The organism is Stenotrophomonas sp. FW305-C-20-S1 (genome assembly GCF_058783335.1).
Genome location: NZ_JBYTEK010000036.1, coordinates 32,628 through 49,248, shown reverse-complemented (window position 1 = coordinate 49,248; position 16,621 = coordinate 32,628). Strand labels below are relative to the sequence as shown.

Annotated in this window: 10 protein-coding genes; 5 read left to right on the top strand and 5 right to left on the bottom strand. The window is 64.2% G+C overall.

Going from position 1 to position 16,621, the window contains the following annotated elements:
- Positions 1–94: 94 nt before the first annotated feature.
- On the bottom strand, positions 95–1,567 hold the full coding sequence (locus AC3WTC_RS16710) for an MATE family efflux transporter (RefSeq protein WP_025873814.1): 1,473 nt from the start codon (positions 1,565–1,567) through the stop codon (positions 95–97).
- 62 nt (positions 1,568–1,629) lie between these two features.
- Between AC3WTC_RS16710 and AC3WTC_RS16705 the strand changes: the two genes are divergently transcribed.
- Together AC3WTC_RS16705 and AC3WTC_RS16700 are read left to right on the top strand one after the other, a co-directional pair.
- The gene (locus AC3WTC_RS16705; RefSeq protein ID WP_025873813.1) at positions 1,630–1,869 is read left to right on the top strand and encodes a hypothetical protein; all 240 of its coding nucleotides are present in this window, start codon (positions 1,630–1,632) and stop codon (positions 1,867–1,869) included.
- Between the two features lie 9 nt (positions 1,870–1,878).
- Positions 1,879–2,286, top strand: a complete 408-nt coding sequence (locus AC3WTC_RS16700) for an RNA-binding S4 domain-containing protein (RefSeq protein ID WP_025873812.1) — start codon at positions 1,879–1,881, stop codon at positions 2,284–2,286.
- A 167-nt stretch (positions 2,287–2,453) separates the two neighbouring features.
- On the opposite strand, the gene katG is transcribed toward AC3WTC_RS16700, so the two are convergent.
- The 3 genes from katG to mutS form a co-directional block, all read right to left on the bottom strand.
- Positions 2,454–4,694 (bottom strand): catalase/peroxidase HPI, encoded by a 2,241-nt coding sequence (gene katG / locus AC3WTC_RS16695; RefSeq protein WP_140227525.1) that lies wholly within the window; start codon positions 4,692–4,694, stop codon positions 2,454–2,456.
- A gap of 144 nt (positions 4,695–4,838) precedes the next feature.
- A complete protein-coding gene (locus tag AC3WTC_RS16690; protein ID WP_025873810.1) occupies positions 4,839–5,462 on the bottom strand; it encodes a DUF937 domain-containing protein in 624 nt (207 codons plus the stop codon).
- Positions 5,463–5,581: 119 nt separating this feature from the next.
- Positions 5,582–8,203: a DNA mismatch repair protein MutS gene (mutS, locus tag AC3WTC_RS16685; protein WP_492712007.1), complete on the bottom strand. Its 2,622-nt coding sequence runs from the start codon at positions 8,201–8,203 to the stop codon at positions 5,582–5,584.
- 777 nt (positions 8,204–8,980) lie between these two features.
- Between mutS and AC3WTC_RS16680 the strand changes: the two genes are divergently transcribed.
- Together AC3WTC_RS16680 and AC3WTC_RS16675 are read left to right on the top strand one after the other, a co-directional pair.
- Positions 8,981–13,528 (top strand): RHS repeat-associated core domain-containing protein, encoded by a 4,548-nt coding sequence (locus AC3WTC_RS16680; RefSeq protein WP_492712005.1) that lies wholly within the window; start codon positions 8,981–8,983, stop codon positions 13,526–13,528.
- Positions 13,529–13,532: 4 nt separating this feature from the next.
- Positions 13,533–14,078: an Imm57 family immunity protein gene (locus AC3WTC_RS16675; RefSeq protein WP_108723607.1), complete on the top strand. Its 546-nt coding sequence runs from the start codon at positions 13,533–13,535 to the stop codon at positions 14,076–14,078.
- Between the two features lie 88 nt (positions 14,079–14,166).
- Here the strand turns inward: AC3WTC_RS16675 and AC3WTC_RS16670 are convergent, their stop codons facing one another.
- On the bottom strand, positions 14,167–14,559 hold the full coding sequence (locus AC3WTC_RS16670) for a barstar family protein (RefSeq protein ID WP_248149846.1): 393 nt from the start codon (positions 14,557–14,559) through the stop codon (positions 14,167–14,169).
- A 369-nt stretch (positions 14,560–14,928) separates the two neighbouring features.
- On the opposite strand from AC3WTC_RS16670, the gene AC3WTC_RS16665 reads away from it, so the two are divergent.
- Positions 14,929–16,605, top strand: a complete 1,677-nt coding sequence (locus AC3WTC_RS16665; RefSeq protein ID WP_492712011.1) for a ShlB/FhaC/HecB family hemolysin secretion/activation protein — start codon at positions 14,929–14,931, stop codon at positions 16,603–16,605.
- Positions 16,606–16,621 lie beyond the last annotated feature (16 nt).

Here is a 16,621-nt window from a genome sequence, read left to right as displayed (position 1 = left end):
CCCCCCCCCCCCCCCCCCCCCCCCCCCCCCCCCCCCCCCCCCCCCCCCCCCCCCCCCCCCCCCCCCCCACTACCGGTGCATGACCGGTGCGTGTTCAACGCGGTGGAATGGTTTCCAACGCCGCATCCGGGTCGGCCACCGGCGAAGGCGGACAAGCGGGAATCTCCGAGGGCGTGGCGAGTTCTTCGGCATGCACCGGTGTACTGATCATCTTCGCCTTGCGCCAGCCACCCCAGCGGTAATACGCCAGCGACAGCAGCATCGACACCAGCGAGCCGGCCGGGAAACTCCACCAGATCGCATCGGCACCCCAGTACGGCTGCAGGAATTCGGCGAACGGCACGCGCACGCCCCACAGCGACGCGGCCAGGATCAGCAGCGGCGGCAGCACCGCGCCGGTGGAGCGCACCACGCCGGAGATCACGAAGCTGACGCCGAAGAACAGGAACGAACCGATCACGATGTGGTTCAGGTGCCGCGCGATCTGCAGCGACTCGCTGCCCTGCGGCAGGAACAAGGCCAGCGAATACTGGTCCAGCAGCACCAGCGGCAGGATCAACGCGCCGGTCAGCAGGAAGTTGAACGCGATGCCTTGGCGTGCGGTACCGCGCACGCGATCCCAGCGCTGCGCACCGACATTCTGCGCGGCCATCGACGAACACGCCGCACCGATCGCCATCGCCGGCATCTGCACGTAGTTCCACAGCTGCAGCGATGCACCGTAGGCTGCGCCGGTGTCGGTACCGTACTGGTTGACCATGGTCATCAGCATGATCACCGACAGCGAGATCAGCACCATCTGCAGGCCCATCGGCACGCCCTTGACCACCAGCGCGCGCAGGATGGTCATGTCCAGCTTGAACAGGTGCATGTCGGCGCGGCCCAGCCACAGCGTGTGCCGCTTGTGCCGCATGTACAGCAGCAGGCCGGCCAGCGACAGCGTCTGCGACACCAGCGTGGCCCACGCCGAGCCGGCGATGCCCAGTTCCGGGAACGGCCCCATGCCGAAGATCAGCACCGGGTTCAGGGCGATGTCCAGCACCACCGAGACCAGCAGGAAGCGGAAGGGCGTGCGCGAATCGCCGGCACCGCGCAGCGCCGCACTGAGGAAGGCGAAGGCGTACAGCGTTGGCATCGCCAGGAAGATGATGCGCAGATAGGCCTCGGCCAACGGCAGCGAGGCGGCGGGCGTGCCCATCGCCGCCAGCAGCGGGTGGGCCAGGAACCAGCCGGCGATGGCGATGATCACCGACAGGCCGATGAAGAACGTGGCGCTGGTGCCGACCACGCGTCGTGCCTGGGCGATGTCGCGCGCACCGATGGCCTGGCCGATCAGGATGGTCGAGGCCATGCCGAAGCCGAACACCGAACCGATCAGGAAGAACATGATGTTGTTGGCGTTCGCGGTCGCGGTCAGTGCCGCTTCGCCAAGGAAGCGCCCCACCCATACCGCATTCACCGAGCCGTTCAGCGACTGCGCGATGTTGCCTGCCAGGATCGGCAGCGCGAACAGCAGCAGGTTGCGGCCGATCGGGCCGGAGGTCAGGTCAAGCGGCGCTTTGGCCATGGAGTGGTGATCGATTCCCGGGAGGCGCACACTAGCATCAAGCCGGTTTGCAGGATGTGGCAATGCATCAACCACAACAGGCGATGCGGATGATCGTGGCGGCCTTGATCGCAGCGGCACTGGCCGCATGTTCGTCGGGTGACCGGCTGGGCGATACCCAGGTGCGGCCGACCGACCGCCCCGAGTGCCTGGTCGGCAGCCAGCGCCAGGACCTGGCGGCCGGCACGCCGGCATTGATCGGGGGCAGCGGCTGCCGCACCGACCCCGACAATCCGCGCCCCCTGAACAAGCGAACGGAGTAGTCCCCACCGATGTCCGAGCTTTCCCCGTTGGCGCCCAGCGTCCGTCTGGACATCTGGTTGTGGGCGGCCCGCTTCTTCAAGACCCGCAGCCTGGCCAAACAGGCGATCGAGACCGGCAAGGTATCCGTGGCCGGGCAGCGTCCGAAATCCTCGCGCGCAGTACGCGTGGGAGAGCAGCTGCTGGTCGATCGCGGTGAAGAACACTTCGAGATCCAGGTGCTGGGCCTGAGCGACCAGCGCGGTCCGGCGCCGGTGGCGCAGCAGTTGTATGCCGAGAGCGAAGCCTCCAAGGCCCGCCGTGCCGAACAGCGTGCGCTGCGCATTGCCGCGCGTGATGGCTACCAGGCACCGGAGCACAAGCCGGACAAGCGCGCACGCCGGTTGATCCGTGCATTGGGTGATATCGACGCCCTGTGACGGCGCCGCCCGGGCGCTGGTAGTCGCCCACCTCGGTGGGCGTTGCGCCATGTGCCGACCAAGGTCGGCATCTACCGGGTAAAGACCCCGCAGCGGGGTCGGGTAGTCGCCCACCTTGGTGGGCGCAGTGCCATGTGCCAACCAAGGTTGGCAACTACCATATCCGGTCAACCGTGCAGGTCGTAGCGATCAAGCTCCATCACCCGCGTCCAGGCGGCGATGAAATCCTGCACGAACTTCTTCTCGCCATCGGCACTGGCATACACCTCGGCCAACGCGCGCAGCACGGCGTTGGAACCGAACACGAGATCCGCACGGGTGCCGGTCCAGCGCGCAGCGCCGTCGCTGCGGCCGCGGCCTTCATAGCTTTCGCGACCGGTCGCCTTCCAGGTGGTGCCCATGTCCAGGAGGTTGACGAAGAAGTCGTTGCTCAGCGTGCCGGGACGGCTGGTGAACACGCCGTGCCTGCCGCCGTCAGCATTGGCGCCGAGCACGCGCAGGCCACCGACCAGGGCGGTCATTTCCGGTGCGGTGAGGGTCAGCAGCTGAGCCTTGTCGATCAGCAGCGCCTCACCCGGCACGCTGTAAGCGCCCTTGAGGTAGTTGCGGAAACCATCGGCAGCCGGTTCCAGCACCGCGAACGATTCGACGTCGGTCTGTTCCTGGCTGGCATCGGTGCGGCCCGGAGTGAACGGCACGCTCAGGTCATGGCCGCCGGCCTTCGCTGCCTGCTCGATGCCGACGCCACCGGCCAGCACGATCAGGTCGGCCAGCGACACCTGCTTGCTGCCCGCGCCGTTGAACTCGGCCTGGACCTTTTCCAGCGCGGCCAGCACCTTGGCCAGCTGCTGCGGCTGGTTCACCGCCCAGTCCTTCTGCGGTGCCAGGCGCACGCGTGCACCATTGGCGCCACCGCGCTTGTCCGAACCGCGGAAGGTCGAGGCCGAGGCCCACGCCGTGGACACCAGCTCGGCCACGCTCAGGCCGGTCGCTGCGATCTTCTGCTTCAGCGCGGCGATGTCCTTGGCGTCGATCAACGGGTGCTTGGCTTCCGGCACCGGGTCCTGCCAGATGAATTCCTCGGCCGGAATCTCGGGGCCGAGATAGCGCGCACGTGGGCCCATGTCGCGATGGGTCAGCTTGAACCAGGCGCGGGCGAAGGCATCGGCGAAGGCCTGCGGATCAGCAAGGAATTTCCGCGAGATCTTTTCGTAGGCCGGGTCCATGCGCAGCGACAGGTCGGTGGTCAGCATGGTCGGGCGGTGCTTCTTCGACGGATCGTGCGCATCGGGAATCACTGCGTCCGCATTCTTGGCGACCCACTGGTGCGCGCCGGCCGGGCTCTTGCTCAGCTCCCATTCGTTGCCGAACAGGATCTCGAAGAAATCGTGGCTCCACTGCGCGGGGGTGCGGGTCCAGGTGACTTCCAGGCCGCTGGTGATGGTGTCGCCGCCCTTGCCACTGCCGAAGCTGTTGGCCCAGCCCAGACCCTGGCTTTCCAGACCCGCTGCTTCCGGTTCCTTGCCGACATTGTCGGCCGGGCCGGCACCATGGGTCTTGCCGAAACTGTGGCCACCGGCGATCAGGGCGACGGTTTCCTCATCGTCCATCGCCATGCGGCCGAAGGTGTCGCGGATGTCATGCGCGGCCAGCACCGGATCGGGATTGCCATCCGGGCCTTCCGGGTTCACATAGATCAGGCCCATCTGTACCGCGGCCAGCGGGTTTTCCAGTTTGCGCGAGTGCACATCGCCATCAGCGTCGTCATCGGACACCAGCACGCCGTGGTCCTCTTGTACGCCCTCCGAGCCGTGCTTGTAACGCACGTCGCCACCGAGCCAGGTGGTCTCGCGGCCCCAGTACACGTCCTGGTCCGGCTCCCAGGTATCGGGACGGCCGCCGGCAAAGCCGAGCGTCTTGAAGCCCATCGACTCCAGTGCGACGTTGCCGGTCAGGATCAGCAGGTCGGCCCAGGAAATGGCTTGGCCATATTTCTGCTTGATCGGCCACAGCAGGCGCCGCGCCTTGTCCAGGCTGACGTTGTCCGGCCAGCTGTTGAGCGGAGCGAAGCGTTGCTGGCCACGACCACCGCCACCACGGCCGTCATCGATGCGGTAGGTGCCGGCGCTGTGCCAGGCCATGCGGATGAACAGGCCGCCGTAGTGGCCGAAGTCGGCTGGCCACCAGTCCTGCGAGTCGGTCATCAACGCCTTCAGGTCGGCCTTCAGGGCGCTGTAGTCCAGCCCGTTGAAGGCCTTGGCGTAGTCGAAGCCCGCATCAAGGGGATTGGAGCGTGTGGAGTGCTGGTTGAGCAGATCCACGCGCAGCTGGTTCGGCCACCAGTCGCGGTTGGTCGTCGCATCACCGACGACGGCATGGTTGAACGGGCACTTCGCTTCGCTTTTCATGGGTCTCTACCTGTGGGCTGGCGAATGAGGGAATCAGATCGCTTACCCACCATAGGCATCGCCTAATGATGGGTAAATTCGATTGATTCAACCGATGCGATAGTGGCTGCCTATGGCTGGCGGCGCTTGCATCGTTGTGCGCGATCAGCGCTTGAGCAGGCCCGCGCCGAGCTTGAACAGATCGCTGGCGCCGAACTGGCCATCGCCGTCCTGATCGAGCGCACCGCCGAGCAGGCTGCCGATGCCGCCGCCGGATTGCTGTGCTTCCTGACCCAGGGCCTGGCTGAGCTGGCCGGCGTTGCCGCTCTGGGCAAACCGCTGGGCCAGGAACGACATGACGATGGGGGCCAGGATCGCCAGCAGCTGGCTGGACCTGCCGCTGTCCAGGCCGGTCTTCTGGCCCAGCACTTCGGCCGCCTGTGAGGTCTGCCCACCGAACACGTGGCCGAGGATGCCGGCACCGTTGGTGGCGTTGCCGCCGCCACCGCCCATCACCGCGCCGAGGATGCTGCCGATGTCGAAACCGCCGCCAGCACCGCCACCGCCGCCCGAACCAAGGTGGTCGCGCTGCAGGGCATTGAGGAGGGACTGCGCACCCTGCGGCTCGCTGGCGTTCTGGCCCATCGCGCCGAGCAGCAGCGGCAGCGCGCTGCCGACGGCCTGGGTAGCTTGGCTGCTGTCCAGGCCGAGCTGCTGCGAGACCTGCTGCAGGCCTTGGCCCTGCTGCAGCTGCTGGAAGAGGGATGCAGCAAGGGATTCGGTGTTCATGGCGGTCTCCGGTCTGTGAAGGACGAACCGCCCGAGCATAACGCCGTGTACACGACGGCAATGCGAAGGCTTCATGGCGGGCGTCCGCCGGGCAGGGCCGGCGGAACCTGCGGCCTGCCTTACAGCAGCGCCTTCAACCGGTACAGCGCTTCCAGTGCCTGCTTCGGGGTCAGCTCGTCCGGGTCGATCGCGGCCAGCGCCTCCTGCGCCTTGTTCGGGGGGGCGGCAAACAGCCCGAACTGCTGCGGGGCATCCAGCGCCTGCGGGGCGAGTTCGGCGGCATGGCTTTCGCCACCGCGTTGTTCCAGCTCGGCCAGGCGTCGGCGCGCCTGTGCCACGGTGGCACGCGGCAGGCCGGCCAAGGCGGCCACCTGCAGGCCGAAGCTGCGGTTGGCCGGACCGTCCTTCACTGCATGCATGAACACCAGTGCTTCGCCGTGCTCGACGGCATCCAGATGCACGTTGGCGATGCCGCTGCGGCCGCCCTCGTGCTGTTCGTCCGCCAACGCGGTCAGTTCGAAGTAATGGGTCGCAAACAGCGTGTAACAGCGGTTTTCGTAGGCGAGGTGGCGCGCTACCGCGTCGGCCAGGGCCAGGCCGTCGTAGGTGGACGTGCCGCGGCCGATCTCGTCCATCAGCACCAGTGAATGCGCGGTGGCGTGATGCAGGATGTAGCTGGTTTCGGCCATCTCGACCATGAAGGTCGACTGCCCGCGGGCAAGGTCGTCGCCTGCGCCGATGCGGGTCAGGATGCGGTCGATCGGGCCGATCAGCGCACGGCTGGCCGGCACGAAGCTGCCGATGTGGGCCAGCAGCACGATCAGCGCGTTCTGCCGCATGTAGGTCGATTTACCGCCCATGTTCGGGCCGGTGATGACCAGCATGCGACGGTCCGGGTGCAGGTCCAGGTCGTTGGGCTCGAACGGCTGGTCACGCACCGCTTCCACTACCGGATGGCGGCCGCGCTCGATCTTCAGGCACGGCTCGGCCTGCAGTTCCGGGCGCGCCCAGTCCAGCGCCTGCGCACGTTCGGCGAAGGCGGCCAGCACGTCCAGTTCGCTGAGTGCGGCAGCACACTGCTTGAGCGGCTCCAGCTGGGTGCCCAGCGTGTCCAGCAGCTGCTCGTACAGGTACTTCTCGCGCGACAGCGAACGGTCGCGGGCGGACAGCACCTTGTCTTCGAACGCCTTCAGTTCTTCGGTGATGTAGCGCTCGGCGTTGGTCAGTGTCTGCCGGCGGGTGTAGTGCACCGGCGCACGGTCGGACTGGCCCTTGCTGATTTCGATGTAGTAGCCATGTACACGGTTGTAGCCGACCTTCAGGGTGGCGATGCCGCTGCTCTCGCGCTCGCGCTGCTCCAGGTCGACCAGGAACTGGTCGGCGTGGGTCGACAGTCGGCGCAGCTCATCCAGCTCGGCGTCGAAGCCATCGGCCAGCACGCCACCGTCGCTGAGCTTGAGCGGCGGCATGTCGGCGATCGCGCTGGCCAGCAGGTGGGCGCATTCGTCGTGTTCGCCGAGCGCGGCGTGCAGGGTCTGCAGGCGCGGTGAATCCAGCGGTGCCAGCACCTCGCGTACGGCCGGCAGCAGGCCGAGGCCATCGCGCAGGGTGGAGAAGTCGCGCGGCCGTGCCGAGCGCAGGGCAACGCGGGTGAGGATGCGTTCAAGGTCGCCGAGGCGGCGGAACTGTTCGCGGATATCTGCGTCCGCGCCACGGTCGATCAGTGTTTCCACCGCGTGGTGGCGCTGCACCAGCACCTCGCGCAGGCGCAGCGGCCGATGCAGCCAGCGGCGCAGCAGGCGGCCGCCCATCGGCGTCACCGTGCTGTCGAGCACGCCGAGCAGGGTATTGCGGGTATCGCCGTCGATACGGGTGTCCAGCTCCAGATGACGCCGCGTTGCCGCGTTCATTGCGATCGCTTCGCCGGCGGTTTCCATCGAGATGGACGTAAGGTGCGGCAGGCGCTGCTTCTGGGTTTCCTCGACATAGCCGAGCAGGGCGCCGGCAGCGGCCGTGGCGCGCGGCTTGTCGTCGATGCCGAAGCCGCTCAGGTCATGCAGCTTGAAGAAGTTCAGCAGCTGGCGGCGACCACTGTCGGCGTCGAACAGCCATGGTGCGCGGCGACGCACGCCGCTGCGCTGGCGCAGGAACTCCGGCCAGTTCTCCTCATCCGGCACCAGCAGTTCGGCCGGCTCCAAGCGCGCGAGTTCGGCTTCCAGCGCGTCATCGGTGTCCACTTCGTTGACCAGGAAACGGCCGCCGGCCAGGTCGGCCCAGGCCAGGCCATAGCCGCTCTTGTTGCGCGACAGGGCCATCAGCAGGGTGTCGCGACGCTCGTCCAGCAGCGCTTCGTCGGTGACCGTGCCGGGGGTGACGATGCGCACCACCTTGCGTTCGACCAGCCCCTTGGCCAGTGCCGGGTCGCCGATCTGTTCACAGATCGCCACCGATTCGCCCAGCGCGACCAGTCGTGCCAGGTAGCCCTCGTAGGCGTGCACCGGCACGCCGGCCATCGGAATCGGTGCACCACCGGAGCTGCCGCGCTGGGTCAGGGTGATGTCGAGCAGGCGCGCGGCCTTGCGCGCGTCGTCGTAGAACAGCTCGTAGAAGTCGCCCATGCGGAAGAACAGCAGCAGGTCCGGGTAGTCGGACTTGGCTGCGAAGAACTGCTTCATGAGGGGCGTGTGCTCTGCACTGGCCTTGGATGCAGACGGTTTCGCTTTTGAATCAGTGGTTTGCAATTGAGCTTCCTACGTTTGTAGCGATCGATCCAGGTCACTGACGGCGAGTAACGGGGTTCTTCGTTGCGCCACGGTTGCGGCGGTCACTCAAAGAGCATCAAATCGATGTTGCGACGGATACACGGCGGATCGACCATGGATACGGTTGTTGCGGCGCAGGCAGATGCCCCGCGCCAGCGAGGCACCAAGTTTAAGCTGACCTGCCGCCAAATCTGCGAACTGAGCGTGGCCAAGAGCCCGCTCGACGGCAAGCAGGGGGGGGCATCGCCCCTCGACCACCCGCAGACCCCGGAAAGCCTTACCGCGTCTTGGACGGCAACCAGGGAGCGCCAACTGGCTTTCCGTCTATCTCGCTATGAGCGCGGAGAGCGCGAGCCTGACCATGAGACCCTGTCGATGCTCAGTGAGGCGTGGGCGTGCCACCGGTTTACTTCCATGGCAGTTCGGATGTGCTGGCCGAAGTCATTCTTCTTCTGGCCCGATTGCCCGCAGAGCGTCACATTGGGGTCCTCAATCTCATCAAGAAGCACTTGGATCCGAACGCGACCTAGCGCGGTGTGGTTAGTTGTTCCTTTTCGGAGGCGCGTCGCTGTCTCGTTGCTGTCCGAAAAGCGTGTGCTCCTGCACAAAAACCGTCATTCGGCTGTTCTAGGATGTGCAGGCCCCCAGTGATAGGGGGATGTTCGTTCCGCGCATTAGGGATTGATGTCGGACACAGCCCCTTGGCCGGATTTGCCAACCGCTGTTCACATGGAGTGTGCACCAATGGCGTCAGCCATGCCTCTACGCAGCCACAAGGCTGCCGTGATCGTCTCTTTATGCTTGGCATTGGGGGGGCTATCGACCGCAAGTGCAGCGACCTACTACGGTCCTCCCTACAAGGTTCAGTCGTTCCGCGGGGTTGGGTCGTTTGATAGCGTTGGTGCCGCGGTGAATTTCTTGGTGGGGAAAATCCAGGCTCCCTGCCAACAGGACCCGAAGTGCACCAAGCCGCCTGTTGTCACGGTTCGCTACGGAAACGACGGCTGGGCGGCGCGCATCTACGTGAATGGCAAGGCCAGCGACAGCGTTTTCGCCTCCGAGATCAGCATTGGGCAGCCCCAGAAGAACTTTGGGGGCTGCCAAAAGCGGTGCTCGGCCGGGCTTGGCTCAGCCACGGACGGAACAGGTGCCCGAGGCGCGAGGAACAGCGCTGCCGCAGCCAATGCCCGCGACCCAGGCAGTCCCTTCGAGGGCGACCCGATCAACACGGCGACCGGTAACTTCTACCGGCAGGAAACCGATTACGAGTCCCCTTCTGGACTGACGTTCCGTCGCTTCTACAACAGTTCCCCGCGTGCGCCAGGATCTTCCTTGGGGCCTCAGTGGCGTCACTTGTTCGATAGGCGCTTGGAGTTGTTCGAGTCTAATACCGGCGTGGCTGGCGAGCCCACCTACCTGAGGGCATTGCGGCCTGACGGCAGCTCGGAGTTGTTCACCAAGGTCAGCGGTGGATGGTCGTCGGATCCTGACGTGGCTGACGTGATGGTGGCCGGCCCAGATGGTGTGGGCTACGCGCTGCAGTTGGCAGCCAATCGCCAGACCGAAATCTATGACGCGGCAGGGCTTTTGAAAGAAGTCTTCGTCTCCGCAGGCAAAAAGCTGCTGTCCCTTCAGCATTCAGACGCCGCCACGCCGTCGGAAATTGCACCGGCACCCGGATTGCTGCTAGCGGTAACCGACGAACGCGGTCGCACCATGGGTTTCTCCTACGACGCCGCTTCTCGCCTGAGCAAGGTGACATTGCCGGATGGTGCGTCCCAGACATTCAGCTACACCACGGCAGGGCAGCTTGCATCGGTTGCTTATCCGGATGGCACGAGCAATGGCTATGTCTACAACGAGCCGGCCAACAGCCCAACCGTGGCCGGCACGTCGTTCCTTACGGGTATCGTGGACGAGAAGGGCATCCGCTACGAGACGATCAAGTACAACGCAGGCCACCGCGCCTACTACGCCGAATTCGCGGGTGGGGTAGACGCGACCACCATTGACTACGCCGCCTACATCATGAAAGGCGTCATGCCGGTAACGGTCAAGGGGCCGCTGGGCGCAACGTCAAACTATGGCTTTGTGGACACTGGGAAGGGGCGGATCATGCCGTCAGGCGGCTCTGCGGCTTGCGGCACCCAGTGCAATCAGCCCTACAAGGCCATGACCTATGACGCGAACGGCTACCCGGCGTCGGTCAAGGATTTCAAGGGAATCACTACAAGGACGACGTACACGGCAGACGGGCTGCTGGCCGAACAGGTTGACGCCGCCGATACCCCGCAGCAGCGCACCACGACGACCACGTGGGACGGCGCACTGCGTTTGCCCCTGAGCCGGGTGGTCAAAAACTCTGCGGGCGTCGCCGTTTCCAGCAGTTCATGGAAGTACAACGCGTTGGGCCTGGAGGTCGCGCGGTGCGAGGTGGATCCTGCCATTCCGGCTGCGGTCGGGTATGCGTGCGGAGCTGCGACCAATGCACCAGCTGGGGTTCGTCAATGGACCACCGCCTACTGCTCGGCGGTGGATGCCACCCAATGCCCGCAAGTCGGTCTTGTCCTTACCGAAGACGGGCCGCAGTCTGATGTTCAGGACGTTACCAAGTACAGCTACTACCTCACCGCGGATGAGTCGGGTTGCGGAGTTCTAGGGGGCTCCTGCCACCGTGCTGGTGACCTTCAGTCCGAGACCAATGCTGTAGGTCAAGTGACGACACGGCTGGCCTACGACCGCAACGGACGTGTCACGCGCGTTCGGGAAACGACGGGCACAATCCATGATTTTGGCTATTCCAGTCGAGGCAAGCTCACCTCGATAACCGAGCGGAACAGCGTGGACGGAGCTGCGTCTACCAGCGATCGAGTGACCACCTTGTCCTACGATCCGACAGGCAACGTCGCATCGATTGTTGACCCCGATGGAGTATCCCTCAGCTACACCTACGATGATGCGCACCGTGTCGTTCAGATCAATGACGGGGCCGGGAACAACATCCGCTATACCCTCGATGTGGCAGGCAATCGCACCAAAGAGGAGGTGTTCGACGCAGGTGGTGGACTGAAGCGTTCGCTCTCTCGCGTTTACAACAAGCTGGGGCAGCTGGTGTCTCAGAAGACGGCAGCGGGGAATTCAACCGACTTTACATATGACCTGGCGAACAACGTCCAGCTCATCACGGATGCCCTGAAGCGCAAGACGCAGTTTGATTACGATCCCTATGGAAGGCCCAGCAGGGTGCTTCAGGACGTTTCCGGGTTGGCGGTCGAGACGCGATACGAGTATGACGCAGAGGGCAGGACCACCTCGGTTATTGATCCCAAGGGCTTGGCGACTACCTACGGCTACTCGGGGCTTGGTGATTTGTTGAGCCGCCAGAGCCCCGACACGGGCGCGACCACTGCCAGCTATAACAGTGCAGGGCAGCAGACGAAGCAGGTTGACGCCAATGGCACGGCTAGCAGCTACACATACGATGCCCTGGGGCGCGTGGTGCGCAAGGTTTATGGGGACCAAGCAATTGTTGCGTCATACGTGTATGACCAAGTCGAGAACATATGCTCACCTGGTGAGTCGTTTGCAATCGGGCGGCTCTCATCCATGCAGGATGACGGCGCTAAAACCCAGTATTGCTACGATCGCTCCGGCAATGTGACGCGCAAGGTGCAGACGTCATCGGGGCAGAGTGTAGGCGTCAGCTATGCCTATACCAATGCTGGCCGACTTCGTTCTGTCACCTATCCTGACGGAACGGTGGCGGACTACAAGCGGGATGCAGCCGGCACCGTCACCGAGATCGGCGTGACTCGACCGGGTGCTGCTCGTGTCGTGTTGCTTTCCAGTGCAAAGCGCCATCCCTTTGGCCCCTCTGCGGGCTGGATCTACGGCAACGGGCGTACGCTGTCGCGAGACGTTGACCAGGACTACCGTCCGTCGGCGTTGAACGGCAGTGGCTCGGGTGCGCTGAATGCAGCCTTCTCATTCAGTGCCGTGGGCGAGTTGATCGGCCTCACCGCCGGTGGGACTGGGGCAACGTCTGTATCGCTGACCTACGACGCCTTGAGCCGATTGACTGCTTTCAAGGATGCGGCGACTGGCTCGATCATCGACAGCTACTCCTACGACGCCACAGGCAATCGCACGTCTGCGAAGGTCAATGGAGCTGACCAAGCTTACGTCTATCCGTCGGACAGTCACCGCTTGCAAAGCGTTGCGGGCGTGTCGCGTGCCTACGATACGGCCGGCAACACGCTTTCGATCCAAGGCGTGGAGCGCGAGTTTGCTTACAACGCAATGGGGCGCTTGAGTGCGGTGAAGCGAAACGGCACGGTTGCTGCGGAATACCATTACAACGATCTTGGCCAGCAGGTCATCCGGAAGATCGGAGGGAATTTGGTCCTGAGTCTCTATGACGAGCGTGGGCAGTGGTTGGGGGAATACGGTCAGGGAGGCGTAGCGCGTCAGCAGGTGATCTGGTTGGACGACCTTCCCGTCGGATTGCTGAGCGAGAGTGCCCTTTACTATGTCCAGCCGGATCATCTGGGTACCCCTCGCGTTGTCGTTGACCCAGCCCGTGACGTGGCGGTTTGGAGTTGGGATATGAAGGGGGAGGCGTTCGGTGCAACGGCCCCAAATGAGGATCCTGACCAGGACGGCAGTCTGTTTGAGTTTGCGATGCGCTTCCCTGGGCAGCTCTATGAAGGTGTTTCTGGTCTCAACCAGAACTACTATCGTGACTACGATCCGTCTGCTGGACGCTATGTGCAGAGCGATCCCATCGGAATTGCGGGTGGCATTGGAACCTACGGATACGCCGAGAATTCGCCCATCCAGCTTAGTGACAGATTTGGTCTAGCTAGCTGCTATTACTCGATCCGGGATGAGCGAATGGAGTGCTTCCCGTCGACAGAAGGAAAGCAATACCTTTCGATCAGGGTTGCCTCTGGAAACAATGGGGGCGGGATGCAGTGCAAGAACAACCCGGCTTGTACAAGCCTCCAAGGACGTGGCCCTATTCCGACAGGTAAATGGAACTGGACAAGTACCTGGACCAGCAAGCCCAATGGCCGAGCTTTGGAGCCTGCTCCAGAAACCAATACCTTTGGCCGATCCCTGATAAGGTCGCACAGCTGTGCAAACGCCTTTGGTCCGTCGCTGGGCCCGCACTTCTGTTCCGAGGGGTGCGTGACAGGTGCTGCCGCGGACCTGAAAAAGCTCAATGAGCTAATCGACGATGAGCCAGGGAGTACTCTGCAGGTGATGGATCAGTTTACGCGTCTTCCCCCAAGATTCTGGTGAGCCGATGAAAACCACTGTGCTGATTTCGTGCTTCGTCCTTTGTGTTCTATATGGCTCCTCGGTGTCCGCCCGGCCGCTGGCAGAGAGACTCGCGGCAGACATGGAGATGGCCGAACACTCTATTCTTGCCTCGCTGGTAGTGCACAAGAGTTCCGAGAGCAAGTCACTGTGCTCTCAGACGCCATATGCCTGTGTAGGAGCTGACGGTGCTGAGCTTGGTCTTGCCTTGATAGGGGGCAGTAGGAGTCCGGCTGCCCCTCGGAACTTGGTTGAACTGTCCCGCTTCCGTATGGACGGAGCGCTCTCCGAAGACTACAAGTGCTACGTCGCCGCGCAGGGCAATTCAATGGTTCAGGCTGCGTCGAGGCTGGATGCCAGGAAGCTGGCAGGTCAATGCCTCTCCGAACTTGCTGCTTTCAAGCGTCGGGCGGGCGGGGCGAAATTCGACGTGGCGCCTGAAAACATCTGTAGCTCAGTCGCGGACATCCAGAGTTCCCTGCGTGACGTGGTCAGGCTCGCCAAGGCCGGTAGTGACTGCGATGGCGTCTGAATCGGTCGTTTGACATGTACTACCACAACCGGTCGCGCTGTAACGGTTGGCGTGTTCCGCAGGCGGGATGCCGCAGGGGGGCGCCACTTCAGGCGCACACCAGTGCAACGTTCGGGTGGCTGGCGAAGATCTCCATCACGATGTCGAAGTAGGTCTGCCCCTCGCCACGTTGCAGGGCGTCCAGCTGGCGGCCGATGGTTTCGGCATTGAACGTACTCGGCTGCCGCAGCTTGTCTTCCAGCCACGCGCGCGTGGCCTCCAATCCCAGTGCCTCTCGGCTGCGGTCGATGTCGCGCCAGACCAGCGTGGCGGTTTCGTGCCCGGCCAGCGCGCCATAACCGCCGTACAGCAGATCGTCCAGCCCATCGAGACTGGGCCCGAGCTGCCAGGCTTCGCCGGCCATGAATACCCGGTTGATCTCCGCATAGAGGCTGGGGATATCAACAATGGCGGTGCCATTGATCTGCAGGAATACGGTCATGCGCCGACTGTAGCGTGGGCCGGCGAAAGGCGTTGTGCTGAACGCCGTTGCTTTGCGACGTGGCGCGCGCCCACGCATACTCTGGATCTCTGCCTGCGGTGTTCTGTCCCGTAGTCCTGGGCATTTGAAAATTTCCCTATAGAAATCCTTCGGGCGGCCGATAGCCTATGCGCCACTTCGCGTCGGGCGCGGTGGCATGCCGTTGCATACCCCCGGCGAACCTCGATTCAAGCCATCGGGTTGGCCCTTCTCCTTTCCGGGAGCAGGACCGCTGACGCGTGGCATCAACACGTGGAATTGATTGTGCAAGCAAGGAAGATGTCTGTGCGCGGTGCGCGCCGCAGTGGTGGAGGGTTGGTGCTTCTGGGCATGGCCTTCAGTGTTGCTGCCCAGCAGGTGGGTGACCCGGGCGCGCAGGAGCTGCTGCGCCAGCAGGAACGAGAACGCGTGCTGCGCGAGCAGCAGGGAAGCCGGCCCGATGTACGCCTGGAGAGCAGCCAGGGTGAACAGGGGGAGCGCCTGCCGACGCAGGAGCAGCCCTGCGTGCGCATTGATCGCATCGTGCTGGACGGCGAGGGTGCCAAGGACTTCCAGTGGGCATTGGCCGCAGCCGATCCACGCGAAGATCCCGCCAGCGGCCGCTGCCTGGGCACTGAAGGCATCAACGTGGTGATGAAGCGCGTGCAGAACGCGATCATCGCGCGTGGCTATGTCACCACCCGCGTGCTGTCGGCACCGCAGGATCTGAATACCGGCACGCTGACACTGTCGGTGGTGCCCGGGCGATTCCGCGAGGCGGTGTTCACCGAGGCGGATGGGCGGCATCCGGCCATCGCCAATGCGCTGCCGATCCGCAGTGGCGGCCTGTTGAACCTGCGCGACATCGAGCAGGGGCTGGAGAACCTGCAGCGCGTGCCCACCGTCACTGCTGACATCAAGATCGCACCTGCAGACGGCGAAGGCGCCGCGCCCGGGCAGAGCGACCTGAACATCGACTGGAAACAGCGTTCGCCGGTGCGTGCCAGCCTGACCCTGGACGATGCAGGCAGCCAGGGCACCGGCAAGCTGCAGGCCAACGCCACGCTGTCGTTGGACAACCCGCTGGGCCTGAACGAGCTGTTCTACGTCAGCGCGGGGCGCGGCGTGTTCAATGGCAAAGGCAAGGACACCAACAGCTGGACCGCGCACTACGACGTGCCCTACGGCTACTGGCTGTTCGGCGCCACGGCCAGTGCCTACGACTACAGCCAGACCGTGGTGGGCGCGTACGAAAGCTATGACTACAGCGGCCGCAGCGGCAACGCCGAGGCACGCGTGGATCGCCTGCTGCTGCGCAATGCCAAGACCAAGCTGGGCATCTACGGCCGCGGCTGGCAGCGCACGTCGAAGAACTACATCGACGATACCGAGATCGAGGTGCAGCGTCGCCGTACCTCGGGCTGGGAGCTCGGCCTGACCCACAAGCAGTTCATCGGTGCGGCCACGCTTGATGCCACGCTGGCATACCGGCGCGGCACCGGTGCCTTCCATGCACTGCGCTCCCCGGAAGAGATGGCCCGGGCGTGGGATCCAAGACTGCCGTTGGAAGGCACCTCGCGGATGAAGCTGATCACGGCTGACGCGCAGTTCAGCGTGCCGTTCCAGCTGGGCAAGCAGCGCCTGCGCTACACCGCTGCCTGGCGCGCGCAGTGGAACCGCACACCATTGTCGCCACAGGATCGCTTTGCGATCGGCGGCCGCTACACGGTGCGTGGCTTCGATGGCGAAAGCTCGCTCAGCGGCGAGCGTGGCTGGTCACTGCGCAACGATCTGTCGCTGGGTATCGGCGGCGGCCAGGAGTTCTACGTCGCCGCCGACTACGGCCGCATCGGCGGGCCATCGGCGCAATGGCAATCCGGCCGGGATCTGGCCGGCATGGCATTGGGCCTGCGCGGCGGCTGGCAGCAGCTTTCCTGGGACGGTTTCGTGGGCTCGGCCCTGCACAAGCCCTCCAACTTCCCGACTGACTACACCACCTTCGGCTTCAGCCTGGCGTGGCGCTACTGATCTGGCACAAGGATTC